Here is a 25,824-nt window from a genome sequence, read left to right as displayed (position 1 = left end):
TTGAGCAGCACCTATCTGATCGCGCTCGGCTCCAACCGGCGGCACAACCTTTACGGGCTTCCGGGCGATGTAGTCACCGCCGCGATGGAAGAATGCGCGGCGCTTGGCACCGTCACCGCACGTTCACCGGTAATCGCCACCGCACCGATCGGAGCAGCGCAGCGCCGCTTCGCCAACGCCGCCTGCGTGATCGAGAGTGAATTCGATCCCCCCGCGCTGCTGGCGGGGCTCAAGCGGATCGAGCGCGAGTTCGGACGCAGGAACGGCAGGCGCTGGGGCGACAGGGTGCTCGATCTCGACATCGTGCTGTGGAGCGGCGGGCAATATGCCGGGCGCGGGCTTGCCGTGCCGCATCGCGATTTCCGCGAGCGTGCCTTTGTGCTGGGGCCGGCAGCGGCAATCGCCCCGCGCTGGCGCGATCCGGTTTCGGGCCTCAGCATGATGCAGTTGAATGCCCGCTTGACCCGGCCGCGCTCCCTGCCTAGGTGAGCGCTCCGGCACGCCCGGCCACAGCGCCCGGCAAAGCACCCATGGGGGCCCTTAGCTCAGTCGGTAGAGCAACTGACTTTTAATCAGTAGGTCGCTGGTTCGAACCCAGCAGGGCTCACCATCATCATCCTCGTTACTCATCGATTTGGTTCGAACAGCCGACAATCAGCGGTTTTTCCGGCTCGCAACTGTGGTAAGGCGCCGCGGTAAGCTTGAACGAGGAAAACCGATGTCCGTCCCCTCCCCCGCCAGTGTGGCCTTGAGCCGCCGCCGCTTTGTCTCCGCCACAGGAAGCGCCTTTGCCGCGCTGCTCGCCAGTGGGTGCATGACACGCGGCGCGCCGATTGCGTCTCTGGCACAAGGTTTTTCCGGCTATGGCCCGCTGCGGCCCGATCCTGCCGGTATGCTCGATCTGCCCGAAGGGTTCTCCTACCGTGTCCTCTCCAGCCTCGGCGATGCGATGAGCGACGGCGGCAGCGTGCCGGACAAAGCCGACGGAATGGGCTGCATCAATCTTGGCAATGGCGAGATCGTGCTGGTGCGCAATCACGAAATGGTGCCGGGCGATGATCCGGGCGGCGCGATTTCCAAGGGCTTCGGCACGCACAATGGCCGTTTCACCCCCGGCGGCACGACCAATATCGTGCTCGACGCCAACACTCTTGAGGTGAAGCGCCAGTTCCGCACATTGGGCGGGACGATCCGCAATTGCTCTGGCGGGGTCACGCCATGGGGCAGCTGGATCACCTGCGAGGAAGCGCCGACCGGCCCCGGCCAACGCTATGGCGACGGGCTGGCGGTAAACCACGGCTGGGCATTCGAGGTTCCGGGCGATGCCACCGGCCTGATCGATCCTGTCCCGCTGCGCGCGATGGGCCGTTTCAACCATGAAGCCGCCTGCGTCGATCCGGTGACCGGCTATGTCTATCAGACAGAGGATCGCGACGACGGTGTGCTCTATCGCTTCATCCCTAACACACCGGGCAAGCTGGCCGAAGGCGGCAGACTGCAGGCGATGGTGATCGAAGGGCTGGCCGACACGCGCAACTGGGACGGGTCGGCGATGCCGCTGCGGCAAATGTTCACGGTGCGCTGGGTCGATCTCGACAATGTCGAAGCCCCGCAGGACGATCTGCGCCTGCGTGCGATTGCCAAGGGTGCTGCCCCGATCGCACGCGGCGAAGGGCTGCACATGGGCGATGACGATTTCTATTTCTGCTCCACCAGCGGCGGTGCGATGAAGCTGGGGCAGATCTTCCGCTTCGTTCCCGGTCGCGGGCAGGGGCCGGACCGGGTCGAGCTGTTCTTCGAGAGCGAAAGCCCGGAACAGTTCAATTTCGGCGACAATCTGTGCGTCGCGCCCAACGGCCATCTGCTGGTGTGCGAAGACCAGTATACCGATGTGGTGGACAATCATGTGCGCGGCATCACGCCCGACGGGCGTCCTTATGATTTCGCGCGGCTCACCATGCAGACTGAATTGGCGGGGGGATGTTTCTCCCCCGATGGCAAGTGGTTCTTCGTCAACGCCTATGCGCCGACACGCACGCTTGCGATCACGGGGCCATGGGTGGCATAGCCCCCGGCAGAGACTGAAAAAGGGTTCAAATCAATGAAATCGATGAAGCTTCGTACGCTCGGGCTGCTGCTCGGCTGTTCTGCCATGACTGCGCCGGTGGCCGCCAAGGAAGGTATGTTCACGCCTGACCAGTTGCAGGAAATCAGCGGGCAATTGCGCGAAGCCGGGCTTGAGATCGATCCCGAACAGCTAGCCGATCTCACCGGCTTTCCGATGGGCGCGGTTGTATCGCTGGGCGGGTGCTCGGCCAGCTTTGTCTCTCCCGAAGGTCTGGTGGTGACGAACCACCACTGCGCGCGCGGATCGGTCCAGTACAATTCGACTGCCGAGAACAACTATCTGGTCGACGGTTTTCTGGCCGCGGACAAGAGCGCCGAACTGCCCGCGGCTCCCGGATCGCGCATCTACGTCACCACGGAACTCACCGATGTGACAGCACGGATGCGCGAAGGCACCGAGGAACTGTCGCCGCTCGCGCGCTACGAACTGGTGCAGCAGCGCAGCAAGGACATCACCGCCGAATGCGAGGAAGAAGCGGGCTATCGTTGCCAGGTCGCGAGCTTTTATGGCGGTGCGCAATACAAGCTGATCAAGCGGCTTGAAGTGCGCGACGTGCGGCTGGTCTATGCCCCTGCGGATTCGATCGGCAAGTACGGCGGCGACATCGACAATTGGCAGTGGCCGCGTCACACGGGCGACTTCGCCTTTTACCGCGCCTATGTCGCGCCTGACGGTTCGGCCGCCGATTACAGCGAAGAAAACGTCCCCTATCAGCCGGAACACCATCTGAAGGTGAGCGCGGCGGGGCTGAACGATGGGGATTTCGTGATGGCCGCGGGCTATCCCGGTTCGACCAGCCGTTACACACTGCTGGCCGAAGTGGAGAACACCTTTGACTGGAATTACCCGACCTTCCAGACGCTGTTGACCGAATGGATCGCCACCATCGAAGACGCAGCTCCCGAAGGTTCCGACGCGCGGGTGAAATATGAAAGCCGCCTTGCCGGCCTCAACAATTTCGAAAAGAATCTGCGCGGCCAGATCGACGGCGCACGCCGGGTCGGGCTGGTGGATCGCCGCCGCGAACGCGAAGCCGAACTGGCCGCATGGATCGCTGCCGATCCTGCGCGTGCCGGATTCGGCGAGGCAATCGCCGCACTGGCTGAGCTTTCGGAAGAAAGCGCACAGGCTGCACGCACCGGCTTCTGGTACGGCAATTCCACCCGCGCTCAACTGCTTTCTGCGGCACAGCGGCTTTATCGCCTGTCGAAGGAACGCGAGCTTCCCAATGCCGAGCGTGAACCCGGCTATCAGGACCGCGACATGACCTTCTTCCGTCAAGGCCTGCAGGCGCTCGACCGGCGCTATGATCCGGTTGTGGACAAGGCCGAATGGGTGATGTTCCTGTCGGGCTATATCGCGCAGCCTATGGAAGAGCGCGTCCCCGTGTTCGACGCCGCGCTGGGCCTGACCGCGGAAACGACCGAAGCCGACCTGCCCGGCCTGCTCGACCGGTTCTATGCCGGCACCGTTCTGGGGGATGCGGCGACGCGGCTCGCGTTGATGGAAGCGACCCCGGCTGAGCTCGAAGCGCATGAAGACCCGTTCATGCAGCTTGCGATCGCGCTTTACGACTATGAGCGCGATCTGGAGGAGCGGGCGGAAATCCGCGCCGGTCGTTCGCTGGCGCTGCGCCCTGCCTATATGGAGGCGATCACCCAGTGGCAGCGCGAATCCGGCCTGCTGACCTATCCCGACGCGAACAGCACCCTGCGCGTGACTTTCGGCAATGTGCTGGGCGGGTCGCCGCGTGACGGCATGGCATACCTGCCGTTCACCACGCTTGAAGGGATCACGGACAAGGACACCGGCATTGATCCGTTCAACTCTCCGGCCAAGCTGCTCGAAGCGATCGAGGCGAAGGATTACGGCTCTTACGCGCTCGACAGCATCGGCTCGGTTCCGGTGAACTTCCTGTCCGATCTCGACAGCACCGGCGGCAACAGTGGATCAGCAACGCTTAACGCGCGCGCCGAACTGGTGGGGCTGCTGTTCGACGGGACCTTCGAAAGCGTCAATTCCGACTGGGATTTCGACCCGCGCACCACCCGTACGATTCATGTCGACACGCGGTATATGCTGTGGGTGATGGAGAAGGTGGACGGCGCCGATGCCCTGATCGAAGAGATGGACATCGTCCGCTGATCTTCGGCTGATCGGACAGGCGGGCGGATCAATCCGATCCGTCCGCCCAACCCTTTGAAACCACGTGCTGATGTGGAAAGCGTCGCTGGCGTCCTATCGCCATGCGGGCTAATCCCGCATCAAACGTGGACACGCAGTTCAGGGGGCATGACATGCGGGAATTCATCGCAAGGTTGGCAGGCGTCGCAGCAATCGCCGCGATGCTGGGCGGATGCGCACAGACGCGGCCGCCGATGGTGGCCGAATGCGTGCTGCCGGCTTATGAAATGGTCGCCAGCGCCGATCTGCTGCCTCGCAAGTCGGACGCGAAGCTTGGCGTTTCGGATACAGGCGAAGAACCATTCCGCAAATTGCTGACGGACACGATCGGCTCCGACGCGGCGGATGCAGTCATTGTCGGCGATCCGGGTGAACCGTCCGCCTCACCCGCGCCGCGCACGACGAAATACATCGCCGTATTGAGCGGCGGCAGCCAGAACGGATCGTTCGGAGCCGGGCTGTTCAAGGGGCTGGACGAGCATGGCGACGTGCCCGATTACCGCATCGTCACCGCGATCAGCACCGGGGCGCTGCAATCGACCTTCGTCTTCCTTGCCAATCGTCCGGTCCCGACTGACCGCGTCTACGCCGATTACATGAAGACGGCGCAGGGTGTGGGCGAGGTCGGCCAGAGCAATCTGGGCGATCTGCGACTGGCCTATGCCCTCTCATCCGAAGCCGATGTCATGGATGTCGCAGGATGGAGAAACGCCTCAATCGTTAGGAATGGTTCGGTTGCGCGGTTCGACCCGCTGCGCTCCACCTTGCGCGGCCTGATTTCTCCGCAGACGCTCGCAGCCGTCGCAGCCGAAGGGCAGGCCGAACGCAGCGACGGGAAGCCCACTCGCAGATTGCTGGTCGGGGTGGCCAATCTCGACGACGGCAAGGCTTACGCGGTCGACATGACGCGGCTCGCCGCCGACCCTCGCCTGAGCCCCGAAGCGAAGCGCGATTGCTACGTCGAAACGCTGCTTGCCTCCTCCACCGTGCCTCCGGGTGTCCCTCCGGTGACGCTCAAGCTGGAGGTGATCGACAAGCTTGGGGAAGGACGCAACCTGATCCGCGAACCGGAAATGTTTATCGATGGCGGCGCGCGCTACGGGGTTTTCATCGACAGTGTTATCGACGTGGCCAAGCTGGACGAGGAATTGCAGGTCGACGTGGTCGTCAACAGCGCGATTTTCGAAAAGCCCTGGACCAATGACAAGGGTGAGCCGTTCGAGAAGTGGAGCATCTACAATGTCGGCCTGCGATCGGTCGATATCCTGCAAAATCAGGTGTACCAGCTCTCGGTCGACCGGGTGCTGCGATGGGCGCGGGACAACGGAAATCTGCGGATGGCCTTCATCTCGAAGAACCGTTTGCAGATATTCCAGGACGACCCTCTAACAGGCTTTGTCTATGACGGCGGGACGACTTGCGCGGCGGCGCTGGAAGCCGACAAACGCGAGTTTTCTCCTTACGAATTCCACCCGCGTTACATGCGCTGCATGGCTGAATACGGCGGGGCAAGAGCCGCTCGGGACGCGTGGAACCTTGCCGCCGGACAATAGTGCATTCGCGCCTTTGGAGTGTCTGGCGGCTGTGCTAGGCGGCGTGCGAAATCCCTTTCAATCCGGAGCCGTTCCATGAAAACCCGCGCCGCCGTTGCCTTTGAAGCGAAGAAGCCGCTCGAGATCGTCGAGCTTGATCTCGAAGGCCCGAAGCCCGGTGAAGTGCTGGTGGAAATCATGGCGACCGGCATCTGCCACACCGATGCCTACACGCTCGACGGGCTGGACAGCGAAGGGATCTTTCCCAGCGTGCTGGGCCACGAAGGCGCCGGGATCGTGCGCGAAGTGGGCGCAGGCGTCACCAGCGTTGCACCGGACGATCACGTCATCCCGCTCTACACTCCCGAATGTCGACAGTGCAAAATGTGCCTTTCTGGCAAGACCAATTTGTGCAGCGCAATCCGTGCGACGCAGGGCAAGGGACTGATGCCCGATGGCACATCGCGGATGAGCTACAAGGGACAGACGATCTATCACTACATGGGCTGTTCGACCTTTTCGAACTTCATCGTCCTGCCCGAAATCGCCGTGGCGAAGATCCGCACGGATGCCCCGTTCCAGAGCGCCTGCTATGTCGGCTGCGGTGTCACCACCGGGGTCGGCGCAGTGGTCAACACCGCCAAGGTTCAGCCGGGCGACAATGTCGTGGTGTTCGGCCTGGGCGGCATCGGATTGAACGTGATCCAGGGCGCGAAAATGGCCGGCGCGGACCGTATCGTGGGCGTCGACATCAACCCGGCCAAGCGCGAGTGGGGGGAGAAATTCGGCATGACCGATTTCGTCAATCCCAAGGAAACCGCTGACATCGTCGGGCATCTGGTCGAGATGCTCGATGGCGGCGCGGATTATTCCTTCGACTGTACAGGCAATACCCAAGTGATGCGCGATGCGCTGGAATGCTGCCACAAGGGCTGGGGCACCTCGATCATCATCGGCGTGGCCGAGGCCGGACGCGAAATTTCAACCCGGCCGTTCCAGCTGGTGACGGGACGCAACTGGCGCGGCACCGCATTCGGCGGAGCCAAGGGTCGCACCGACGTGCCCAAGATTGTCGACTGGTACATGAACGGAAAGATCGCGATCGATCCGATGATCACTCACACGCTGACACTGGAGGAGATCAACAAGGGCTTCGATCTGATGCACGCCGGGGAATCGATCCGCAGCGTCGTGATCTTTTGATCATCAATGCTCGGTCACGATCCGGCGTAGCTGACGGCGAAGTTCGTCCGGATACGCATCCGTAATCTCCGCAAGACCGTCTTCACCGTAGAAACGGCGCAGAGCCGTCTGCGAGCCGGTGAAATATTCGACTGCGGACACTGCGGTGAATATCCGAGCGAATTTCTGCGCAAATGATAGTCGCTCCATCCCGGGAATTTCGTTGAGGGTGTCGACGATCCGGTTCAGCGTCGCCCGGATATGCCATTCCTTTTCGGGGGCATCGCGGCGCTGATCGTCCAGCAATTCACGCATCAGGATGCGGGCATCAAGCGGGTTGGCCTGCGCCGTCTCATAGAAGCCCATCAACATATCCTCGAACCGCTGTTCGGGCGAATGGGATGCGCTGGCGCGCTCCGCCATGGCCGCTTGCAGTCGCTGGGCGATGCGCCGGATTACCTCGCTGTAAAGCTCGTCCTTGCGCTTGAAGTGATACAGCAGCGCCTGTTTGGTCAGGCCCACTTCACCCGCGATCTGGGCAATGCTGGCGCCAAAAAAGCCGCGTTCGGCAAACTGCCGGGTGGCCGCGGCGATAAGGCGTTCACGGGTATCGTCGGAATCGACGGGGAGGGTTTCGGGGGTCATTTCAAATCAATAGAACAAAATTGACCATTGAAGAAGCCCAGTGGCGCAGGAACCGCATCGAAGCCATGAGCGGGGGCAAGGCCTGTGACTTCGCCAAGGATCATCACGTGATCGCCCGCCGGGTATTGTGACCAGCGCGAGCATTCGATGTGCCCGAGCGCAGAGCGGATTACCGGGAGCCCATCCGCGCTCCATTCGAAATCATCGTGTCGCAACTGGCTGTCACCGCGAGCGGCATAGCGCCGCGCGAGATCACCCTGACCCTCGGAAAGGATGCTGACGGCAAACCGATCCGCACCGGCATAAATGTCGAACTGGCTCGATCCGTTCTGGAGGCTCCAGCAGACCAGCATCGGATCAAGCGAGACAGAGACGAAGGAATTGACCGTCATAGCCGCGATGGCGCCACCCGGCCTCGCAACGGACACGACGCAAACCCCTGTCGTGAATAGCCCCATCAGCCGACGAAACTCAGCACGTTCGGCTGTGATGCCGGGCGTGTTTGCGTGCTGAACCTGACTCAATGACTGCTCCGAAAGTGTTGCCTGAATGGCGACCAAGGTGGGCCTTGCGCGCCCGTATTCAATTGCAAGCGTTCAACCAGCCCCCGGTAATTGTCAATCGGGCGAGGAAGGGGGAGAACTCTGACGGCAAAAATTGCAACAGACTCCGGCACCTATGCCCAGCTTGCGCGTTCAAACCAGAACCGATGCGCAAATCTGGCTGGGATCTGGAACCATGATTGATCGTGTAAGCGAAGCTTTGAAGGATTTCCTCAAGCAGGAAAGCGCAGGGGGCATAGTGCTGATCGCCTCTGCCGCGCTGGCTTTGCTGATAGCCAACAGCCCGCTTGCACCGGCCTATTTCGGCACTCTCGAGACAAAGCTCAATGTGTCGTTTGGCGACTTCGCCATCGACAAGGCGCTGCTGCTTTGGATCAACGACGGGCTGATGGCGATCTTCTTCTTCCTGATCGGACTCGAAGTGAAGCGCGAGATCATCGACGGCCAATTGTCGAGTTGGGACAAGGCTTCGCTGCCTCTGGCTGCGGCTATCGGCGGGATGGCGCTGCCGGCGCTTATCTTCGTCGCCTTCAACAGCAATTCGCCTGAAAGCATCGGCGGATGGGCGATCCCGGCGGCAACCGATATCGCCTTCGCGCTGGGTATACTGTCGCTGCTGGGCCCGCGGGTGCCGGTTGCGATGAAGGCGCTGCTGCTGGCCATCGCGGTGATCGACGATATCGGCGCAATCACCGTGATCGCGCTATTCTACACCGGCGAAATCAAGACCGACATGCTGATCGGCGGCGGCGTGGTTCTGGCGCTGCTGTTCGCACTCGGGCGGGCGCGGATTTCCTCCACCATTCCCTATGTCCTGCTGACGGTGGTGATGTGGGTTTTCGTGCTCAAATCGGGTGTGCACGCAACGCTGGCCGGGGTGACCGCCGCGATGATGGTCCCGATGGTCGCGCGCGACGGAACCCACCTGCTCGAACACATGGAGCACGCACTTCACAAATGGGTGGCATTCGTGATCATTCCGATTTTCGGCTTTGCCAATGCGGGCGTGACGCTGATCGGCCTGTCACCCGCAGACCTGCTCGCTCCGCTGCCGCTGGGCATCGCGCTGGGCCTGTTGATCGGCAAGCAATTGGGCATCGTCGGATTTGCATGGATCGCGGTGAAGTCCGGGTTTGCGAAGCTTCCCGACGGCGTGGGCTGGCGCAAGATCCACGGGCTTTCGATGCTCGCGGCTATTGGTTTCACCATGAGCCTGTTCATCGGCAACCTTGCCTTTGCCAATCCGACGCAGGTCGATGCGGTCAAGCTGGGCGTGCTGTCAGGTTCGCTAGTGGCGGCCTTTGCCGGATACTTCATGATCAAGTCCGCGCTGCCTGATGAGGTGGCCGAGGACCAGAGAGAGGCCACTCCGGCCGAATAACGAACGCCAAGGGCCCGATCATGAACCATCCAGCCAAGCCAGTGGCAGGCCCCGTCACGCGCAGCATCAACGTGAACGGCATTGCCCTGTCTTATCACGAATGGGCCGCAGCCCCCGGCAACGACGCGCCGACCATGGTATTTGCACATGCTACCGGCTTTCATGGCCGCACCTTTGATGCGATCGCCGAACACTTCGCGGGCCGCCAGATCCTGTCGCTTGACCTTCGCGGCCACGGCGGCAGCGAAGGCGAGCCGATCGACAACTGGCGCATTGTATCGGACGATGTGATCGCGCTTCTCGATCAGCTCGAAATCCGCGGCGCAATCGGCATAGGCCATTCGATGGGAGCGCATACGCTGGTGCAATGCGCGGCGGAGCGGCCCGGTGCCTTCAGCCGCCTCGTGCTGTTCGATCCGGTGATACTCGCGCCCGAATATTACGAGCTTGCCGAGCCGATGTTCACCGCCGACCGGCCGCATCCCGCAATCCGGCGCAAGCGCGATTTTGCCTCACCCGAAGCCATGATCGAACGATTTGCCCCGCGCGATCCCTATTGCCTGTTCGATCCGCGCGTGTTCGAGGATTACTGCCGCCACGGCCTGACCCGGCTCGATGATGGCAGCTACACCCTGTCCTGTTCGCCCGAAATGGAAGCCAGCGTCTATGGCTCCAGCCGCAGCAATGCGGGAATCCACGATGCCGCCGCAAAGGTGGAGGTTCCCACGCTGGTCGTCCGCGCCAAGCAGACCGATCTCACCGATTTCAAGAGCTCTCCGACATGGCCCGAACTGGCCGGGATCATGCCCAAGGGGGTTGACCTGTACCGGCCCGACCGCACCCATTTCCATCCGTTCGAAGACCCGGAAGACGCGGCGCGGATCATCGCCGAATTCGAGGTCGGCTAGGACGCCCCGCCCGCCTTCGCGGCTGCCAGAATGTCGGCAAAATCGTCGCGCACTCGTGCTATCTCTCCGGTCGAGGCGCTGCGCATGTTGCTGGCGATTGTCGCCGCCAACCCGCCATAGAATTGCACCATAGCATCCCCAATTGGGCTGGCCGGATCGACCGTGCGCGCAAGGTAAAGTGCGATCCCGTGCGCACGCGCCAGCGGCTCGACCGGGGGCATGATCCGATCGCGCTCAAGCGCCCGCAGAGCAAGGCCGAGATCGGCAATCGCTTCCTCAAGGCAGATGACAGTCAGGCCGACGCCCGATGACGCCTCGATCCGGGCGTCCAGCTCGATCTTGCGATAAGCCTTTGCGGGATTGGCGAAGAGTGCATTCATCGATCCGATCCGTTCCAGGCGTCAATCTGCTGCTGCAGGAAAGTGATGGTCGATTGCGACGCCGAAATCCGGCGCTCCGCCGCCACCAGATCGCGTGTCAGCCGGGTGCGCAGGCTTTCCTGCTGCTCGGCAATTTTCGCGAGCCGTTCATCATTGCGCTCGATCTGGTCTTCGTACCGCTCAAGCGAGCCGCCCAGCGATCCGGGCAGGCTGCGCAGCGTGTTTTCCCGCGCCAGCTTGTCCATCGTCGCGAACACGCCAGAGGCGCCGGTGGTGAACATCGCAGCCGCCGCGTCGGGTGCGTCGGCCAATGTCGCGTTCAGCCGGGCACTGTCGAGCTGGAAATTGCCGTCGCGAGTGATCGAAAGGCCCAGATCAGCGAGGGTCGAAGGCTCGCCTCCGGCTGCACCCGGCATCACCACCCGGCTTGTCAAAGCGCCCAGATCGCGACGTAATTCGCGCGCACCCGGATCATTGGCGAGCGTTCCGCCAAACGCCGCCGCCTCTTCGTTCAACAGGGTGACGAGATCGTTCAGCGCGGCGACGAAATCAGTCATCACGCTGGTGATGGCTCCGGTGTCATTGTCGAACGAAATCGTCGTCGGCGCGCCCGGATTGGTGCCGGTGAGGTTGAGCGTCATGCCTTCGGGCAGCCCCGTGACGGTGTTGCTCGCGCTGCTCAACTGCACCGTATCGAGCGCGAACAGTGCATCCTGCGCGGTTGCGCGCAATTGATCCGTATCGGTGGCGGGTTGCCAGGAAAGGTAGGACAGATCGCCTGGAACCGCGCTGGGCGATGCCGCGGCGCTGATCCCTTCGAGCACAAAGCCGCTGTTTGCGCCTTCCTGACCCTTGATCACCAGCTGCGCCCCGCCCGTGCCATTGGCGACATAGGCGCTGAGCGCGCCGCCGCTTTGCGAGGTGATCTTGCTGGCGAGGGTCTGCAATGTGTCGCTTGCATCCACGGTGATCTCGAGCGCGGTCTGCTCTGCGTCCTCGGTGAAGGTCGCACCCGCGACCGTGCCGAAGCTGATGCGCAGCGTGCCTTCGCCGACTGGATCGCCGGCTCCGGCATAGCTGTTGGTTACCAGCGTTTGGCTGTCTGCCAGCTGCGACACTTCAAGCGAATAGCTGCCGCGCGGGCTCATCCCGGGTGTGGTTGAAACTCGCGCGACCGATGCGTTTCCGATTGTGGAGCGCGGGGCGAGATCGCCATTGCGGATCCGGTCGCCCAGCGCGCTGGCAAGGCTCGACATGGTGTTGCGCAGCAGCGATGCCGAGGAAATGCGCGCCTCCAGCGCTTCATTGCGCGATTGCAGCGTGCTGCGCTGGAACGAAAATGTCGCTTCGGACAGATCGTCGGCCAGCTGGATGAAATTGACGCCGCTACCGGCGCCAAGCGCGGAGATGATGGATGAGCCTGGGTTTTCCATGCCTCCCAGAACGGTCGCCAACGCAAATGCTTAAGCCGGTTTCTCTAGCTTTCCATCGGCATCGAAGCGCAATTCGCGCGGCACCTCGATCTGCGGCAGGCGCGGCTTCTCTCCGCGCTTCAGCGACAGCACGAAAGCAACCAGCGCGGCGATGGCGACATACAATTCCTCGCGCACCATCTGGTTGGGGCGGGTGGTGAAGTAGATCGCACGGGCAAGCTGCGGATATTGCAGCACCGGAAGCGCGCTTTCGTTCGCCAGTTCGCGCATCGCCAGCGCGGTTTCGCCGCGACCTTTGGCGAGTACCACCGGGGCCGGAGCCAGCGCGGGATCGTATTTCAAGGCGACGGCGAAATGCATCGGGTTTACAACCACGAATTGCGCCTCTTTCATCGCCTTGCCGACGCTGCCCCGCGCGAGATCGCGCTGGCGCTGGCGGCGGGCCATCTTCACCTCGGGGGAGCCTTCGGTCTGCTTGTTCTCGTCGCGCAGGTCTTGCAGGCTCATCTTTAACCGTTTGTTGCGCTGGAACAGTTGCAACGGGTAATCAATCATGGCGATTGCCAGCAACCCGCCCACCAGCATCGCCATCAAGGTCCCGGCGGAATCGAGTGCAAATCCAAGCTGCGCCTCCAGCGATCCGCGCCCGAGGCCGAGCAGGGACGCGAGGTTGGATGAAACCCACCATGCGGCAATGCTGCCAAGCAGCGCGAGCTTCAGGATCGACTTGCTCAGTTCGATCACACCCTGAATGCCGAAAATGCGCTTGAGGCCCGATAGCGGATTGATCCGCGAGCCCTTGAACGCGAGGTTTTGCGGGACGAAACGCCCTTCGCCGAGCAAGAGTTGCGAAGTGAGCGCCATCACCATCACCCCGATACCGATCACGAAGATCGGCGGTAGCAGTGCGCCTGCCGTTTCAAGAAACAGCGCGCCGGGAGTGAAATTGCCAAGATCGCCCTTGTCGAAGCGGAAACTGGAACGCGCGACGGACGCGATCTCATCGAACAGCCACGGCCCCACCATCGCGATCATGGCCGCGCCGGCTGCCATGGCTGATGCGGTCGCCACCTCCTTGGAACGCAGCGTATCCCCTTTTAACGCCGCGTCGCGTTTTCGCTTGGGTGTCGGGTCAAACCGCTTTTCGCCGCTTGTCTCCTCGCTCATGCGGCACCCGCCGGTTCGATCAGTGCAGCGGACTGCTCGATTGTCGTTTCAAGCAGCGACACGAATTGCTCGACCACGATCGGCATGACGATAATCAGCGCGGCGATGCCTGCCAGCACCCCGGCAGGCAGGCCCAGCGCGAACAGGTTGAGCGCGGGGGCGGAACGCGAAATCGTGCCGGTGACGATCTGCACCAGCAACAGCACCAGCACCACCGGCAGCGCAATCGCCGCCGCCGTGGCGATGCCGTATCCCGCAAAGGTGACGATATCCATCACGCGCAATTCGCCTGCGGCAAAGGCTCCGGCGGGGAGGATGCGATAGCTTTCAAGCAGTAGTTCAAACCACAGCAGGTGCCCGCCGATGGCATAGAACAGCAGCGTCAGGATCAGGCCGAAATATGTGCCGAGCGCGCCCGATTGCGCGCCGCTGGCCGGGTCAATCGATGTGGCAATGGCAAGACCCATGGTGCCTGCGATCTGCTCGGCTGCGATCAGCGGCACCGCAAAGGCGATCTGGAGCATGAAGCCCAGCGCCATACCGATCACCACTTCCTGCCCCACAGCAAGGATGGCGGCGAAGCTCATCATTTCGGGCACATCGGGCAGTGGCATCCACGTCCCGACGAACACCGCGAACACGAAAGCCAGCAGCGCGCGCAATTGCGGCGGGATCGCCATGCCACCCACCATAGGTGCAGCCAGCAACGCAGCCCCGCAACGGATCGACAGGAACAACACCTGCCACAATTGCTGCTCCAGGGTGCCAAAGCCGGGATCGAGGAAGTTCATGCCGCTAGACCGCGATGCCCGCGATCTGGGCGAATATCTCGCGCATGAAATCGCCTAACAGCGCCATCATCGTGCCGCCCAGCACCACGAAAACCAATGCGGTGATCGCCAGCTTCGGTACGAAGGTCAGCGTCTGTTCGTTTACCGACGTCGCCGCCTGGATGATCCCGACGATCAGGCCCACCACCAGCGCCGCGATCAGCACGGGGCCGACGATCAATGCCGTCACCCAGAGGGTCTGGTCAGCCAGCGCGAGGAGTTGCGCATCTTCCTGCATGGTCCCCGCTCCCCTAGCCAAAGCTCATCGCGAGGCTGCCCATCAAGAGCGCCCAGCCATCGACCAGCACGAACAGCAGCAGCTTGAACGGCAGCGATATGATGGTCGGCGACAGCATCATCATGCCAAGGCTCATCAGCACGCTCGCCACCACCAGATCGATCACCAGAAACGGCAGGAACAACATGAAGCCGATCTGGAACGCGGTTTCGAGTTCGCTCGTCACAAAGGCGGGCAGCAGGATCGAGAACGGGATGTCGGCCGGATCATCGAACCCGCCGACTTCGGCGATATCGGCAAACATGATCAGGTTCGCTTCGCGTGTCTGGCCGATCATGAAGGTGTGGAACGCCTGCCCGGCCGCCGCAATCGCACCATCGGCGCTGAGCGTTCCCGCAGAGTATGGCTCTATCGCCACCGCATTCACCGCGTCGAGCGTCGGTGCCATGACGAACAGCGACAGGAACAGCGACAGGCCGACCAGAACCTGTGTCGGCGGCGAACCCTGCAATCCCAGCGCTTGGCGCAGGATCGACAGCACCACCAGGATGCGCAGGAAACTGGTCATCATAAGGACGATCGCGGGCAGGATCGTCAGCAGGCTCATCACCAGCAGCAGCTGGATCGAGAAGCTCAGCGGTGCACCTTCGCCTGCGCCGTCATCGCCCAGCGCACGCTCGATGGCAGAGCCGATGCCCGGCGCATCGGGTGCGGCGGCATAGGCGGGCTCCGCCAGTGCAAACATGGTTAACGCAGCCAGCGAGATTGCGGCGCAAATAGTGAAGAACCGTTTCATCAGGCCGGCTCGATATCTGCGAGACGGGTGCGGCTATCGGTCTCACCCAGCCGCACGAAACCGTTGCGCGAACAGCCCAGCAGGATCTCGCGATCGTGAAACCGCACGACTGCCAGCTTAAGGCCCGGCGCGAGCAGGCTGGTTTCGACCAGTTCGAGCGCGCCCGAACGCACTTGCGCACCGACAATCCGGGTCTGGAGATAGCGCGTCAGTTTCAGGCTGCCCCAGATCAGCAGAGCCAGCAGCGGCAACAGCAGTGCCAGCCGCAGGAAATATTCAACCATCATGGCTGCAACTCCGATGGCGAACCAGCCATCATTCCATCGTCTTCTTCGGCCCCATTCAGACTGACGATGCGCAAGGCAAACCGTCCGTTCTGCGCCACGACTTCACCCCGCGCGACAACACGGCCATTGGCGGTCACATCAAGCAATTCGTCCGTCAGCCGATTGAGCGGCACGACGCTACCTTCGCCAAGGGCAAGAACGTCCTTGAGCGGCATGTCCGTGCGTCCCAGTTCGACCGAAAGCCGCACTGTGACATCACCCAAGCGATGAAAGGCAGGGCTCATAATGTTCATCTGGATTTCTCTTTCGTGGTTTGGCGACCAGCTTCAGCGTGCGAACGCCCTTCGATCCGTGTCAGTTGCAACGCCATGCGGTTGCCCGCAGTGCCGATGCGGCCATAGGCAAGCACATCGTCACCGACACGCAGGGCAAGTTCATGCGCGATCGAGAGCGGAATTTCGTCTCCGGGGCTCAGCCGTCCAAGGCGGCTCAGCGAAAGGTCGATTTCACTCAGCACCGCTTCGACCGGCAGCGGCAAATCGACAAATGCGCCGTTGATCTTTCCCTTGGCCCCGGAGGCCGGGCGCACGACCGGACGGACAGTGGTACTGCCGGGCAGCAGGCCGGGCAGATCGTCCAATGCGAACGCCAGCGAAAGCTCCCATGGGTTCCCGGCGTTCATGACAATCGAAATCGTGAAAATCGCGACCTGAGTCTCGGCGGCGAAAGGTTTGAGCCGGGAGGCGGTATCGCTGCGCACCAGGACGTCGCCCGGTGACTGCTCCGCCGATCCATTGGTAAGCGCAATGGCCTGTGCGATCATGCCGCCAAGCTGGCGCACCATGATTTCGGCAGAGGCAGGAAGTTGAGCCGGAATATCGTCGCCCAGTTGTCCATCCCCGCCAAAGGAACAGTCGGTCAAAGCCAGCGCCGTCGCAAAATCAATCGACAGCAGCACCTTCTCGCCCGCCAGACTGCATCGCAGCAGGCTGTTGGCGGCGATGGGCCCGATCCGATCGAAACATGCACCGCCGGAGACAAGTTCCGGACCGGCAACGCTGACACGCAGCTTTCCGCCCGAAAACATCTGGGAAAGTTCCTGCGTCAGCTCCAGTCCGAGATCGCGGCACCAGGGCGCAACCTCGTCCATGCGGTCCTTCGCATCCGGCTGGGCGGTGCGGATCAGTTCGGCACAATGCTGGGCCACCGGCCGCGCACCGGCAAAGCTTTGGGGAAAGGCGCCGGCCATGTTCATTGGACGAGGAAACCCTTGAAGTGGACCGCGTCGATCCCGCCGAACCCTTCGTTTTCTTCGAGGACTTCGTTGATCGCCTTGGTCAGTCGGCCGGACAGCGCTTCCTTGCCTTCGACGTCATAGACATCGGCTTCGGGCGTAGCGGCAAGCTCCACCAGAATCGCGGATCGGATTGCCAGTTCGTGGTTCTTGACCCAAGCCAGCACCCGCCCGTCGCGGCGGGTGGAAACGGCCAAGTCGACCTGGATCAGCGCCGGAGAATCCGCGAGGTTGGAAGTGAATGTGTCTTCGAAGCTGTAGTAAGCGGTGCGATATTCGCTGCCGCCGTCGCCATAGACGACTTCGCCTTCGCCATCCTTGCCCTTGGATGGTGGGGCAAAAGGATCGGCCTCACCCTTGCGCACCAGTTCGGGTTCGTCAGGGCCGCTTTCCTCATGTCCGCCGATCAGGCCGGCGGCAAAGGCGCCATAGGCGCCGCCTGCACCTGCCCCCAGCAGCAGCACAGCGCCGAGCACCAGCTTCAGCATGCCACCCTTGGGCTTTTCCGCTGGTTCAGTGGTGTCAGCCTTCTTGGCCATGATCGTTCAAACTCCTGTTCGGCCCTCTCGCGTTCAGGCGAAAAGCCCGCCCTGCGCACTTTCGCTTTCCGGATCGTCGCCTGCGCGCAACCCGGCCGGATCAGACTGTTCCTCTTTGCTGGCCCCGTTTTGGTCCCGGTATGGTAAATTCGATGCGTTGCCCGACCCTGAGGAAAACGCGTATCGAAGGTCGGCCATTCCGCCCGAGTTGGTATTGCCCTGTTGCGATTGGCCCTGATTGCCCTGATGGCCAGGCGACTGATCGCTCCCGCGTTGCGATTGCGTGGAGGCCGCTTCGCTGCTGGCATTGATGCCACGTTCGGCCAGTGCAGCCTGGATCGCGGGGACGAAACCGGGGTCGCGGCTCGCCAGTGTGGCGCGCAGATCATTGCCGCTGGCGTCGATCCTGAGCGAGATGGCGCCGAACTCCTGATGGCTGAGCGTTACTTGCGAACGTGCGGCGCGGCCGGCTTCGCGTGCCTCCGCCAGATGTTCGATGGCGGTTTCGAGCGCGGCAATCGCGCGCGGCTCGGCCATACTGCCCTGAACAGGGGGCGCAGCCGAGGGAGCGGCGGGAGAATGGTTGAGGGCAAGCGCTGCTGCAGGCTCGGCAAACCCAGCGGGTATGGCGGTCGTCGATTGGTTAGCCGATGGAGAAATCGAGGCGACTAGCGCGCTACTCGCGCTGGAAGAAAGGCCCGCTTCAACCGCTTCATTCGAGCCGGGGGAAACCGTCTGCAATACTGATCCAAGCGAGGTGATCGGCCATTCGGAGTTCGCTTGAACCGGGTTAACGCGCTGAGGCTCGCGCTCCTGCCCGACGGGCACCAGCATCGCCTCACGGACCGGCTCGGGGCCAACCATTCTCAAGCCGCTTGGCAATTTGAGTGGAGCAACTCTTGCAGCCATTGCGGGGACCGCATGAGCAGGATCGAAGGCCTTGGCCGCGATCGGGACCTGTTCGCCGAGCGCCAGAATGGTTGCCCGCACCTCAACATCTTCCCGTCCCTGCCCGAGCGGGTTTTCGTCCTCTTCCGAGGGGTGGGTATCAGGATCGGCAGTCTGATCGGCATGATTAGCAGAGACGACCGCCTGCGTCATGGGCGGAGGCCCCGCCAACGGCAAAACATTGCCATCGTCCGGCACGGCAGCGTCGGTGGGCGGCAAGACACTGCCGCTTACTTGCAAATCCAGAGGCCGCGAGAAATGAAACGGCCCGTTCGCGGGCGAGGAGATGTCGAAGGTCGCTTGGAGTGACACCGCTGGCTGCCCGCATTCCAAAGCAGGCAAGTCCGACCCATCAAATCCTTGTAAAATATTGGAAAATCCGCCTGCAACAGAAGGGTTCGCACGTTCCGTATCGGGCGTGACTGGGGTGGAACGAAGCGAAATTTCAGGCAGGATCGGCAGCAATTCTCTCTTCCTCGGATTTCGGGCCGGTCACGAACCGGCGGGCTTGCGCGATTTGCTTTGCAGCTTGTGTGCCAAGAGCGCGGCGTGTTGCTCGCGCGACTGGCGCACCGCCTCCGCATCCTTGCGCGCCAGATCGAGCCGCTCCTCGGTCCGGTTGAGACGCGTCTCGGCTGCAGCCAGCGCATCGAGCTGCCATTGCGCCTGTTGGCTGGCATCGGTACGTGCGGCCTCTGCCTGTTGCGCGATGTCATGGAGCGATCGCGCAAAGCTGGCATCGAGCCGCAGGGCGTCGCCCGTCATTGCCTGATTGCGGCGGGCATAGGCATCGAGCAGCTCCCCGCTCTTGCGGGCGAGTGCGGCGCTGCGGTTCTCCTCGCTCAGAGCATCCGCCAGCGAAGCGAGCGCTTCACGGCGGCGCACCCTGGCAAGGGTCACCTGACGACGGGCAAGCGCCACGCGGCGTTGCACCTTTGTCATGAGGACGCTCCTAGACCGGCGCTTAGAGCAGCCAATTGCGCATAGCTTTCGGCCAAGCTCACCGATTCACCGCGTGGCTGTTGCAGGAAGCCGTCGATCTGCCCGGAGTGCGCCAGCGCCGTGTCGAGCACCTTGTCAGTGCCGGTGCGATAGGCACCCATCATCACAAGGTCGCGATTGTCTTCGCGCGCGGCAATCAGCGCCCGCAAGCGGCGGGCCGCCTCGCCAATTTCCGCGCCGGTGACATCGGTCATCACCCGGCTTAGCGAGGCGGGTATGTCAATCGCGGGATAGTGCCCCCGCTGCGCCAGATCGCGCGAGAGGACGATATGCCCGTCAAGGATTGCGCGCGCGGTGTCGACAACGGGATCGGAGGTGTCGTCGCCATCGGCCAGCACAGTGTAGAGCCCTGTCACCGCTCCGCCCGAACGCGTGGAATTGCCCGCCCGCTCCACCAGCCGGGTGACCGCGGCGAGCGCGGACGGCGGATACCCCCGCGCCGCGCCCGGTTCGCCGAGCAGCAATGCCAGCTCGCGCGCGGCATGGGCAACGCGGGTCAGGCTGTCGAGGATCAGCAAAACGCGCTTCCCTTGGCTGCGGAAATGTTCGGAAATAGCGCAGGCATATTGCGCGGCGCGCAGCCGCAGATTGGGGGCATGATCGGCCGGCACGGCGACCACCACCATCCGCCCGCGCCTCGCGCCGACCATGTGGCGGGCAACAAAATCGGACACCTCGCGAGCGCGTTCCCCGATCAGCGCCACCACGGTCACATCAGCGACCGCATGGCCTGCAATCGTGTCGATCAACACCGATTTGCCGACGCCCGATCCGGCGATTACGCCCAGCCTTTGTCCGATACCCATCGTCGCCAGCGCATTGATCGCGCGTACACCGCAATCGAACGGCTCGCGCACTGGCGCGCGTTCCAGCGCCCCTTCGCGCGAACCGCCCAGCGGCCAGCGTTGAGCAAGGTCGAGCGGCGGGCCGCCGTCGATCGGATTGCCCAAGCCATCGACTGCCCGCCCCAGCAGCGCTGCGCCCACCCGGACGGAACCGGGCGAGCCGACTGCGCGCACCTTGGCGCGCGGGCGCAGCAATTGCGTGTCGCCCAACAGCATCATCAGCGAATGGCCGCTGCGAAAGCCGATGACTTCGGCCAGCGCCTCATGCCCTGTCTCATCCTCGATCGCGCCAAGCGACCCGATCGGCAAGGCAAGGCCCGATACCTCGATCAACCCGCCTTCGCAGGCGACCACGCGCCCGCTTGGGACGGGACCAGTGGCCACCGCCGCACTGCGCATCCGCGCCAGCTCAATCTGGAGCTCCGCCAGCATTGCCGCCACTCAGCCCCGGATCGCCGCGGCAATGGCACGGCGCCAATCTGCCGGACCGTCGCTGATCGCGCCCTCGTCGCCTTCGAACCGCAGGCCACCGCGTTCAACGGCAGGGTCAGGCACGATGCGCCAGTGTTCCCGCGTTTCAGGGGCAAGCAGTTCGATGTCTTGGGGATGCAAATGGAGCGCGCATTCCGCAGCCGCGCTGCCGATGCGCCGCGCCGCTTCATGGCACCGCTGCGAAAGGCTCTGAGGATCGGGAGTGAACCCGGCAATGGCCGCTTCGCACAGCGCGATCACGGTGTTCGATAACTCGGAGGCAAGACTGTCCATCGCAGCCTGATCAAGCGCCCTGAAATTCAGCCTTAGGCCGCGCTGCTTCTCCTGCTCCGCGCGATATTCAGCCGCCGCCGCAGCGCGTCCGCCAGCCTCACCCCGGGCGAAGGCTTCCGCCACAGGGTCGGGTGCATCGGGTGCTGGTGCAGGCGCAGGCACTTGGGCATCGGGCCGTCTCGGCTCTTTCGGCTTGTCCCTGGCCGGAAATCCGGCAACGAAGCTGTGTCCTGCTCCCAACGCTTCGATCCAGTTCGGCGCAGCCGGCCCGGCGACAGGTTCCATTTCGGCAAGCGCGGACATCCAATCAGACGAACTCGCCATCGTCCGCCCCCATTATGATTTCGCCCTGATCGGCCAGTGCACGCGCGACCTCGACGATCTTGCGCTGTGCCGCGAGCACTTCGCTGCGGGCAAGACGTCCGCGCAGGTCGATCTCGTCGCGAATGCCATCGGCCGCACGGCTCGACATGGCAGCGAAGAACGGCGCGCGTTCGGGCTCCTTGAGCCCCTTGAGCGCATCGACCAGATTTTCCGTTTCGACATCGCGCAGCAGCCGCTCCATCGCCTGACGATCGAGATCGAACAGCATTTCGAAAGTGAACATTTCTTCTTCGATGCGTTCGGCCAGTGCGCCGTCGCGCTGGGCAATCGCGGGCAAAACGGTCCCGCGCATGTCCCCTGAGGCCAGGTTGATAAGGTTCGCCGCCTCGCGCGGGCCGCCGATTGTGAGCGTGCTGATGCCGAAGCTCGCGCCGATCTTCTGCGACAACAGGCTTTCGATCATGTCGATTGCCTGCTGGGAAACCGGCCCGATCCGGGCGATGCGTTCGACCACCAGCGGCTGAACACTGGTCGGCAAGCCAGACAGCACTTCGGCTGCGGGTTCGGGCTCCAGCATCAGCAGCAGCGCGGCGATCACCTGCGGGTGTTCTTCCTCCACCAGCTTGAGCAGCACCGGCGGAGCAAGCCAGCGGGCAATTTCAATCCCGCGCACCTTGGGCTCCGGCTCGATCCGCAGCATCATGCTTTTTGTCTTGGCCGGGCCGATCGAGCGTTCAAGCAAGGCGCGCACCTGAGCACCGCGATCCTGCCGGGCCAGCACCTCGCGCGTGCTTTCGGCGACGAAATCCTCCAGCGCCTCGGTCATGGCCGCGCGGTCGATTTCGCCGAGCTCACACATCGCCGTGCCGATCATCTCGACTTCGGTGGGGTCCATCCGCGAAAGCAGGGCTGCGGCTTCATCGTCGCTCAGCAACATCAGGAACACCGCCGCGCGGTCGATCCGGCTCAGCAACGGCCTGGGCGCTGCCGAGCCGGAGTCTTCGCCATCGCCAACTTCGATCTGATCCATGCTCGTCATTGCGATTTCGCCTCCTGCGGAGTTTCAAGCATGCGCTGGAGCGCCTCCACCGCGCGATCGGGCTGGGTCGCGGCAAGTTGCCGGGCGAGTTCGATCTTCTTGGGGAAGTCCGCTGCCTGTGCATCCTCGGCAATATCGGCCGCGATGCCGGTCCGAATCTGGCCTGACGCAAGTGAATTTGCCTCCGAAGCATCCTCGTCAGGCTTGGCCGCGGGATCGCGCATCCGCTTTATCAACGGGCGGACCGCCAGCAGCAGTACCAGCAGGACCGCCAGCAAGGCCGTGGCATAGCGCAGAGCGGTGGCGAACCAGCCTTGCTCGTAGAACGCCAGTTCGGGAAGTTCGCGGCTTTCGAATGCGCTGACGACAACCTGCACCTGATCGCCGCGCGCAGGATCCGCGCCAACTGCGGCGCTGACAAGGTTTTCCAGTTCCTCGGCGGTCAGCGGCTTGGCCGCTTCGAGCGCGGCATCGCTGACGGCGACAGCGACCGAGAGTTTGACAAGGCCGCCCGCTCTTGTGCTGGTCACCGCGACTTCGCGGCCGAGTTCGTAATTGCGCTGCACCGCGCTTTCACTGTCGGTCGGCTGCCCGCCCTCGCCCGCCGCTTGCGCCTGCGGATCGGGTGCGCCATCGACAAGCTGCGCATCGGCAGGCGGCGTATTGGCCGTGACGCCCGGAATGCCGCCCGTTCCGCCAGCGGCAAGCCGGGTTGCCAAACGCTCGCTTTCGCTGCGCACGACGCCTTCCTGATCATAGCTTTCGCGCGCCGATGTCACTTCGGCCTGGTCAAGCACGACTTGCACCTCGCTGGAGAAATTGCCTTCCCCCAGCAATGGCATGAGCAAGGTGGTGAGCTGTTCGCGCAGCTTCGCTTCGAATTCGCGCTGCAACGTCAGCGCGTCGAGCGTGTTGTCCGCTTCCGCCGACAGCAGCCGCCCGTTCTGGTCGACCACGCGGACAGCGTCCGGCGTCATTCCGGGTACCGATCCCGACACCAGATTGACGATCGCCTCGACCTGTTGCTGGCTCAGGCTGCGTCCGCTGACGAGCCGCACCATCACGCTGGCGCTGGGCGCGCTGTTCTGGCGCACGAAAACCGAACGTTCGGGCGTCGCCAGATGGACGCGCACGCTTTCGATCCCATCGATCTCGCGGATCGTCAGCATCAGTTCGCGTTCGCGCGCCAGCCGCAGCCTCTCGCCTTCCAGCGTGCGGCTGGAACCCAACGGGATCGCGTCGAGCATCTCGCTCGCGCCCTGCGGAGCGGCTAGACCCGCATCGCTGGCAACCAGCATCCGCGCGCGATAGACATCGTCTTCTGCGACAGTCACCGCGCCGGTGCCGTTGTCGATCGCGTAAGAGATGTTGCCGCGTTCCAGCGCCTCAACCACCTTCGCTCGCTCGCTATCGTTCAGGCTCGCATAAAGAGTGCGCTGCGGCCCCTGCGCGATCGAGAGATAAAGCGCAGCAACCAGCGCGACCGTCCCGACACCGACAAGCGCGGGGAGCGCGCGACGAAACGCGGGTTGGGCGGTGAAATCCGCTACCCGCCCTCGCCAGTCACCCTGAGCCGGAAAGGAACCTATCGGCACCGCAGTGCCCGTGGGCACCGGCATATTTGCGTCTGCTTCAGCCACCTATCAGCTCCCCATCCGCATGATGTCCTGGTAGGCGGACAGCAATTTGTTGCGCACTTGCAGCGTCGCCTCGAACGCCACTCCGGCTTCCTGACGGGCGAGCATCACTTGCGCGATGTCGGTTACTTCGCCGCGCTCATAGGCGGCCTGCATGTCTGAGGACCGCTGCTGCACCGCGCTGACATTCTGCAAGGCGCCGGTGAGCGCATCGGCAAAACCCGCTGCGGGGCGGGTGCCCTTGGCTTCGGGCGCATCGCCGGTGGCGCGCACTTCCTGCAGCGCCCTGCTTTTGGAGAGGACTTCGTGACGCAGCGCCATCACTTCGTGAATGCCGCGCATGGGACCGATCGTGTTCATACCTCAGCCCCTGCAGCCATCAGCCCGCATTCCCGCATAGAGGCGAGGCGATACCGCAGCGTGCGTTCGGAAATACCGAGGCTGCGCGCGGTCCGCCCACGGTGCCCGTCATTGGCATCGAGCGCCGACAGGATCGCCTGTGCCTCGGACTGGAACGCCACGTCAGAAAGCGATCCCGACGCTGCCCCGGCAGGTGTCGGAGTGGTAGTGTAACGCGGCTCTGCATCCAGCGAGCGAACCGGTTGATCGAACACGATGTGTTCCGAGCCGATGCAATGTTCCTTGCCCGCCAGCAGGATTGCCCGGCGGATTACATTTTCGAGTTCGCGCACATTGCCCGGCCAAGCGTGCGTTTCGAGCAGAGCGATCGCCTGCCCCGAAATCCAGCACGGCATTCCCGGCTTGGCGGCATGTCGCAGCAGCATTCCGAAAGCGAGCGGGGCGATATCCCCGCGCCGTTCGCGTAGGGCGGAAAGCGCCATGGGAAAGACGTTGAGGCGGTACATCAGGTCCTCGCGGAACCTCCCCGCTTCGACTTCGCGCGCGAGCGTGCGGTTGGTCGCGGCGATGATCCGCACGTCGACCTTCACCGGGCTGGTAGCCCCAAGTGGCAACACCTCGCCTTCTTGCAGGGTGCGCAGCAATTTGGCTTGGAGGGAAAGCGGCAGCTCGCCGATCTCGTCGAGCAGCAACGTCCCCCGATGCGCACTGCGGAACAGGCCTTCGCTCGCTTCGCCCGCGCCAGTGAAGGCGCCCTTGCGATGGCCGAATAGCAATGCCTCCAGCATGGCTTCCGGCATGGCCGCGCAATTGACCGCGACAAACGGCCCGTTGCGGCGCGCGCTCATGGAATGGACGAAGCGGGCGATAACTTCCTTGCCGGTGCCGGTCGGCCCTTCGAGCAGGACAGGAATGTTGCTCGCGGCAATCCGCTCCGCCAGTGTCAACAAAGCAAGGCTGTGGCGATCAGCCGCAATCGGCGCACCTTCTTTTGCTGCACAAGCAATCAGAGCAGCCCGCGCCTGATTGAGCGACGGCATCGAATAGGCCAGCGTCAAACGCGCAGCACCAGTCTGGGTGATGGCTGGATTTTCGGCGTGAACAAGGTTCAGCGCGACGCTGTCTGCTGCCAGATCCCCCTCGCGCGGCGCGAAATTGCCGTGATCGCCCAGCTCCAGCCGGTTCTGTTGCCAGCTTTGCGCCAGCAGCGGCAATGTCGGATCAAGCAGCGCGGAATGCGATTTTCGCGCGCCAGTCAGACCTCGCTGGTTCGGTTTGCCTTCGTCCTGCGAGAAATTTTTTGCGGTCCCTGCTGCCCTCATGATCCACCTGTTGTTTCCTGGTGGAAAGAAATTGCCGTCCGTGCGGACAAGATATGGCAAATTTAAGTACCCGCACTTTCACTTAGGGTTTGTGC

Annotated in this window: 27 protein-coding genes and 1 tRNA gene; 8 read left to right on the top strand and 20 right to left on the bottom strand. The window is 63.1% G+C overall.

Annotation, left to right across the window (positions count from 1 at the left end; all coding sequences use genetic code 11):
- From folK to AABA34_RS04010, 6 genes are all read left to right on the top strand, one after another.
- Positions 1-489, top strand: coding sequence for a 2-amino-4-hydroxy-6-hydroxymethyldihydropteridine diphosphokinase (folK, locus tag AABA34_RS04035; protein WP_338304005.1), 489 nt, complete (start codon positions 1-3; stop codon positions 487-489).
- 45 nt (positions 490-534) lie between these two features.
- Positions 535-610: transfer RNA gene (locus tag AABA34_RS04030), tRNA-Lys, on the top strand.
- Between the two features lie 108 nt (positions 611-718).
- Positions 719-2,068: an alkaline phosphatase PhoX gene (locus AABA34_RS04025; RefSeq protein WP_338304004.1), complete on the top strand. Its 1,350-nt coding sequence runs from the start codon at positions 719-721 to the stop codon at positions 2,066-2,068.
- A gap of 42 nt (positions 2,069-2,110) precedes the next feature.
- Complete coding sequence (locus tag AABA34_RS04020; RefSeq protein WP_416833181.1) at positions 2,111-4,273, top strand: S46 family peptidase; 2,163 nt, start codon at positions 2,111-2,113, stop codon at positions 4,271-4,273.
- Positions 4,274-4,425: 152 nt separating this feature from the next.
- On the top strand, positions 4,426-5,865 hold the full coding sequence (locus AABA34_RS04015; RefSeq protein ID WP_338304002.1) for a patatin-like phospholipase family protein: 1,440 nt from the start codon (positions 4,426-4,428) through the stop codon (positions 5,863-5,865).
- A gap of 75 nt (positions 5,866-5,940) precedes the next feature.
- Positions 5,941-7,047: an S-(hydroxymethyl)glutathione dehydrogenase/class III alcohol dehydrogenase gene (locus AABA34_RS04010; RefSeq protein WP_338304001.1), complete on the top strand. Its 1,107-nt coding sequence runs from the start codon at positions 5,941-5,943 to the stop codon at positions 7,045-7,047.
- A gap of 3 nt (positions 7,048-7,050) precedes the next feature.
- On the opposite strand, the gene AABA34_RS04005 is transcribed toward AABA34_RS04010, so the two are convergent.
- Complete coding sequence (locus AABA34_RS04005; protein WP_338304000.1) at positions 7,051-7,671, bottom strand: TetR/AcrR family transcriptional regulator; 621 nt, start codon at positions 7,669-7,671, stop codon at positions 7,051-7,053.
- The gene (locus AABA34_RS04000) at positions 7,668-8,129 is read right to left on the bottom strand and encodes a flavin reductase family protein (protein ID WP_338304685.1); all 462 of its coding nucleotides are present in this window, start codon (positions 8,127-8,129) and stop codon (positions 7,668-7,670) included. The genes AABA34_RS04005 and AABA34_RS04000 overlap by 4 nt, the downstream gene beginning before the upstream one ends.
- Before the next feature lie 280 nt (positions 8,130-8,409).
- Here AABA34_RS04000 and nhaA point away from each other — a divergent pair, with 280 nt between their 5' ends.
- Together nhaA and AABA34_RS03990 are read left to right on the top strand one after the other, a co-directional pair.
- Positions 8,410-9,615, top strand: a complete 1,206-nt coding sequence (gene nhaA, locus AABA34_RS03995) for a Na+/H+ antiporter NhaA (RefSeq protein ID WP_338303999.1) — start codon at positions 8,410-8,412, stop codon at positions 9,613-9,615.
- Positions 9,616-9,635: 20 nt separating this feature from the next.
- The gene (locus AABA34_RS03990) at positions 9,636-10,523 is read left to right on the top strand and encodes an alpha/beta fold hydrolase (RefSeq protein WP_338303998.1); all 888 of its coding nucleotides are present in this window, start codon (positions 9,636-9,638) and stop codon (positions 10,521-10,523) included.
- On the opposite strand, the gene AABA34_RS03985 is transcribed toward AABA34_RS03990, so the two are convergent.
- The 18 genes from AABA34_RS03985 to AABA34_RS03900 all read right to left on the bottom strand — a co-directional run bounded on the left by AABA34_RS03985 (position 10,520) and on the right by AABA34_RS03900 (position 25,729).
- A complete protein-coding gene (locus tag AABA34_RS03985; RefSeq protein ID WP_338303997.1) occupies positions 10,520-10,903 on the bottom strand; it encodes a hypothetical protein in 384 nt (127 codons plus the stop codon). The two genes, AABA34_RS03990 and AABA34_RS03985, sit on opposite strands and share 4 nt — an antisense overlap.
- Positions 10,900-12,336 carry a flagellar filament capping protein FliD gene (gene fliD, locus AABA34_RS03980; RefSeq protein ID WP_338303996.1) on the bottom strand — a complete coding sequence of 479 codons (1,437 nt, stop codon included), beginning with the start codon at positions 12,334-12,336 and terminating at the stop codon, positions 10,900-10,902. The genes AABA34_RS03985 and fliD overlap by 4 nt, the downstream gene beginning before the upstream one ends.
- Before the next feature lie 30 nt (positions 12,337-12,366).
- The gene (locus AABA34_RS03975) at positions 12,367-13,503 is read right to left on the bottom strand and encodes an EscU/YscU/HrcU family type III secretion system export apparatus switch protein (RefSeq protein WP_338303995.1); all 1,137 of its coding nucleotides are present in this window, start codon (positions 13,501-13,503) and stop codon (positions 12,367-12,369) included.
- Complete coding sequence (locus AABA34_RS03970) at positions 13,500-14,294, bottom strand: flagellar biosynthetic protein FliR (RefSeq protein ID WP_034956085.1); 795 nt, start codon at positions 14,292-14,294, stop codon at positions 13,500-13,502. Before AABA34_RS03970 ends, AABA34_RS03975 begins: the two co-directional genes overlap by 4 nt.
- A 4-nt stretch (positions 14,295-14,298) precedes the next feature.
- A complete protein-coding gene (gene fliQ / locus AABA34_RS03965; protein WP_034956086.1) occupies positions 14,299-14,571 on the bottom strand; it encodes a flagellar biosynthesis protein FliQ in 273 nt (90 codons plus the stop codon).
- Positions 14,572-14,584: 13 nt separating this feature from the next.
- The gene (gene fliP, locus AABA34_RS03960; protein WP_338303994.1) at positions 14,585-15,367 is read right to left on the bottom strand and encodes a flagellar type III secretion system pore protein FliP; all 783 of its coding nucleotides are present in this window, start codon (positions 15,365-15,367) and stop codon (positions 14,585-14,587) included.
- A complete protein-coding gene (locus AABA34_RS03955) occupies positions 15,367-15,654 on the bottom strand; it encodes a flagellar biogenesis protein (RefSeq protein WP_338303993.1) in 288 nt (95 codons plus the stop codon). The genes fliP and AABA34_RS03955 overlap by 1 nt, the downstream gene beginning before the upstream one ends.
- The gene (fliN, locus tag AABA34_RS03950; protein ID WP_338303992.1) at positions 15,651-15,947 is read right to left on the bottom strand and encodes a flagellar motor switch protein FliN; all 297 of its coding nucleotides are present in this window, start codon (positions 15,945-15,947) and stop codon (positions 15,651-15,653) included. Before fliN ends, AABA34_RS03955 begins: the two co-directional genes overlap by 4 nt.
- Entirely contained in the window at positions 15,944-16,909 is a 966-nt protein-coding gene (locus AABA34_RS03945; RefSeq protein WP_338303991.1) for a FliM/FliN family flagellar motor C-terminal domain-containing protein, read from the bottom strand. Before AABA34_RS03945 ends, fliN begins: the two co-directional genes overlap by 4 nt.
- On the bottom strand, positions 16,906-17,487 hold the full coding sequence (locus AABA34_RS03940) for a flagellar basal body-associated FliL family protein (protein ID WP_034956091.1): 582 nt from the start codon (positions 17,485-17,487) through the stop codon (positions 16,906-16,908). The genes AABA34_RS03945 and AABA34_RS03940 overlap by 4 nt, the downstream gene beginning before the upstream one ends.
- Before the next feature lie 33 nt (positions 17,488-17,520).
- Positions 17,521-18,654, bottom strand: a complete 1,134-nt coding sequence (locus tag AABA34_RS03935; RefSeq protein ID WP_338303990.1) for a hypothetical protein — start codon at positions 18,652-18,654, stop codon at positions 17,521-17,523.
- Positions 18,655-18,927: 273 nt separating this feature from the next.
- A complete protein-coding gene (locus AABA34_RS03930) occupies positions 18,928-19,377 on the bottom strand; it encodes a hypothetical protein (RefSeq protein WP_338303989.1) in 450 nt (149 codons plus the stop codon).
- Positions 19,374-20,714 (bottom strand): FliI/YscN family ATPase, encoded by a 1,341-nt coding sequence (locus AABA34_RS03925; protein WP_445083753.1) that lies wholly within the window; start codon positions 20,712-20,714, stop codon positions 19,374-19,376. The genes AABA34_RS03930 and AABA34_RS03925 overlap by 4 nt, the downstream gene beginning before the upstream one ends.
- Before the next feature lie 9 nt (positions 20,715-20,723).
- Positions 20,724-21,371 carry a FliH/SctL family protein gene (locus AABA34_RS03920; RefSeq protein WP_338303988.1) on the bottom strand — a complete coding sequence of 216 codons (648 nt, stop codon included), beginning with the start codon at positions 21,369-21,371 and terminating at the stop codon, positions 20,724-20,726.
- Positions 21,355-22,410, bottom strand: coding sequence for a flagellar motor switch protein FliG (locus AABA34_RS03915; RefSeq protein WP_338303987.1), 1,056 nt, complete (start codon positions 22,408-22,410; stop codon positions 21,355-21,357). The genes AABA34_RS03920 and AABA34_RS03915 overlap by 17 nt, the downstream gene beginning before the upstream one ends.
- Positions 22,407-24,050: a flagellar basal-body MS-ring/collar protein FliF gene (gene fliF / locus AABA34_RS03910; RefSeq protein ID WP_338303986.1), complete on the bottom strand. Its 1,644-nt coding sequence runs from the start codon at positions 24,048-24,050 to the stop codon at positions 22,407-22,409. The genes AABA34_RS03915 and fliF overlap by 4 nt, the downstream gene beginning before the upstream one ends.
- Before the next feature lie 3 nt (positions 24,051-24,053).
- Entirely contained in the window at positions 24,054-24,407 is a 354-nt protein-coding gene (fliE, locus tag AABA34_RS03905) for a flagellar hook-basal body complex protein FliE (protein WP_338303985.1), read from the bottom strand.
- Positions 24,404-25,729, bottom strand: a complete 1,326-nt coding sequence (locus tag AABA34_RS03900) for a sigma-54 interaction domain-containing protein (protein ID WP_338303984.1) — start codon at positions 25,727-25,729, stop codon at positions 24,404-24,406. Before AABA34_RS03900 ends, fliE begins: the two co-directional genes overlap by 4 nt.
- Positions 25,730-25,824 lie beyond the last annotated feature (95 nt).

This window comes from Erythrobacter sp. Dej080120_24 (assembly GCF_036322605.1).
Taxonomy (GTDB): Bacteria; Pseudomonadota; Alphaproteobacteria; order Sphingomonadales; family Sphingomonadaceae; genus Erythrobacter; species Erythrobacter aurantius.
This window is presented reverse-complemented; position numbering and strand designations above follow the sequence as displayed.

Coding starts and splice junctions, on each gene's coding strand:
- AABA34_RS04025 (WP_338304004.1), top strand. CDS start 719: ATGTCCGTCCCCTCCCCCGCCAGTGTGGCCTTGAGCCGCCGCCGCTTT.
- AABA34_RS04020 (WP_416833181.1), top strand. CDS start 2,111: ATGAAGCTTCGTACGCTCGGGCTGCTGCTCGGCTGTTCTGCCATGACT.
- AABA34_RS04015 (WP_338304002.1), top strand. CDS start 4,426: ATGCGGGAATTCATCGCAAGGTTGGCAGGCGTCGCAGCAATCGCCGCG.
- AABA34_RS04010 (WP_338304001.1), top strand. CDS start 5,941: ATGAAAACCCGCGCCGCCGTTGCCTTTGAAGCGAAGAAGCCGCTCGAG.
- AABA34_RS04005 (WP_338304000.1), bottom strand. CDS start 7,671: ATGACCCCCGAAACCCTCCCCGTCGATTCCGACGATACCCGTGAACGC.
- AABA34_RS04000 (WP_338304685.1), bottom strand. CDS start 8,129: ATGGGGCTATTCACGACAGGGGTTTGCGTCGTGTCCGTTGCGAGGCCG.
- nhaA (WP_338303999.1), top strand. CDS start 8,410: ATGATTGATCGTGTAAGCGAAGCTTTGAAGGATTTCCTCAAGCAGGAA.
- AABA34_RS03990 (WP_338303998.1), top strand. CDS start 9,636: ATGAACCATCCAGCCAAGCCAGTGGCAGGCCCCGTCACGCGCAGCATC.
- AABA34_RS03985 (WP_338303997.1), bottom strand. CDS start 10,903: ATGAATGCACTCTTCGCCAATCCCGCAAAGGCTTATCGCAAGATCGAG.
- fliD (WP_338303996.1), bottom strand. CDS start 12,336: ATGGAAAACCCAGGCTCATCCATCATCTCCGCGCTTGGCGCCGGTAGC.
- AABA34_RS03975 (WP_338303995.1), bottom strand. CDS start 13,503: ATGAGCGAGGAGACAAGCGGCGAAAAGCGGTTTGACCCGACACCCAAG.
- AABA34_RS03970 (WP_034956085.1), bottom strand. CDS start 14,294: ATGAACTTCCTCGATCCCGGCTTTGGCACCCTGGAGCAGCAATTGTGG.
- fliQ (WP_034956086.1), bottom strand. CDS start 14,571: ATGCAGGAAGATGCGCAACTCCTCGCGCTGGCTGACCAGACCCTCTGG.
- fliP (WP_338303994.1), bottom strand. CDS start 15,367: ATGAAACGGTTCTTCACTATTTGCGCCGCAATCTCGCTGGCTGCGTTA.
- AABA34_RS03955 (WP_338303993.1), bottom strand. CDS start 15,654: ATGATGGTTGAATATTTCCTGCGGCTGGCACTGCTGTTGCCGCTGCTG.
- fliN (WP_338303992.1), bottom strand. CDS start 15,947: ATGAACATTATGAGCCCTGCCTTTCATCGCTTGGGTGATGTCACAGTG.
- AABA34_RS03945 (WP_338303991.1), bottom strand. CDS start 16,909: ATGAACATGGCCGGCGCCTTTCCCCAAAGCTTTGCCGGTGCGCGGCCG.
- AABA34_RS03940 (WP_034956091.1), bottom strand. CDS start 17,487: ATGGCCAAGAAGGCTGACACCACTGAACCAGCGGAAAAGCCCAAGGGT.
- AABA34_RS03930 (WP_338303989.1), bottom strand. CDS start 19,377: ATGACAAAGGTGCAACGCCGCGTGGCGCTTGCCCGTCGTCAGGTGACC.
- AABA34_RS03925 (WP_445083753.1), bottom strand. CDS start 20,714: ATGCTGGCGGAGCTCCAGATTGAGCTGGCGCGGATGCGCAGTGCGGCG.
- AABA34_RS03920 (WP_338303988.1), bottom strand. CDS start 21,371: ATGGCGAGTTCGTCTGATTGGATGTCCGCGCTTGCCGAAATGGAACCT.
- AABA34_RS03915 (WP_338303987.1), bottom strand. CDS start 22,410: ATGACGAGCATGGATCAGATCGAAGTTGGCGATGGCGAAGACTCCGGC.
- fliE (WP_338303985.1), bottom strand. CDS start 24,407: ATGAACACGATCGGTCCCATGCGCGGCATTCACGAAGTGATGGCGCTG.
- AABA34_RS03900 (WP_338303984.1), bottom strand. CDS start 25,729: ATGAGGGCAGCAGGGACCGCAAAAAATTTCTCGCAGGACGAAGGCAAA.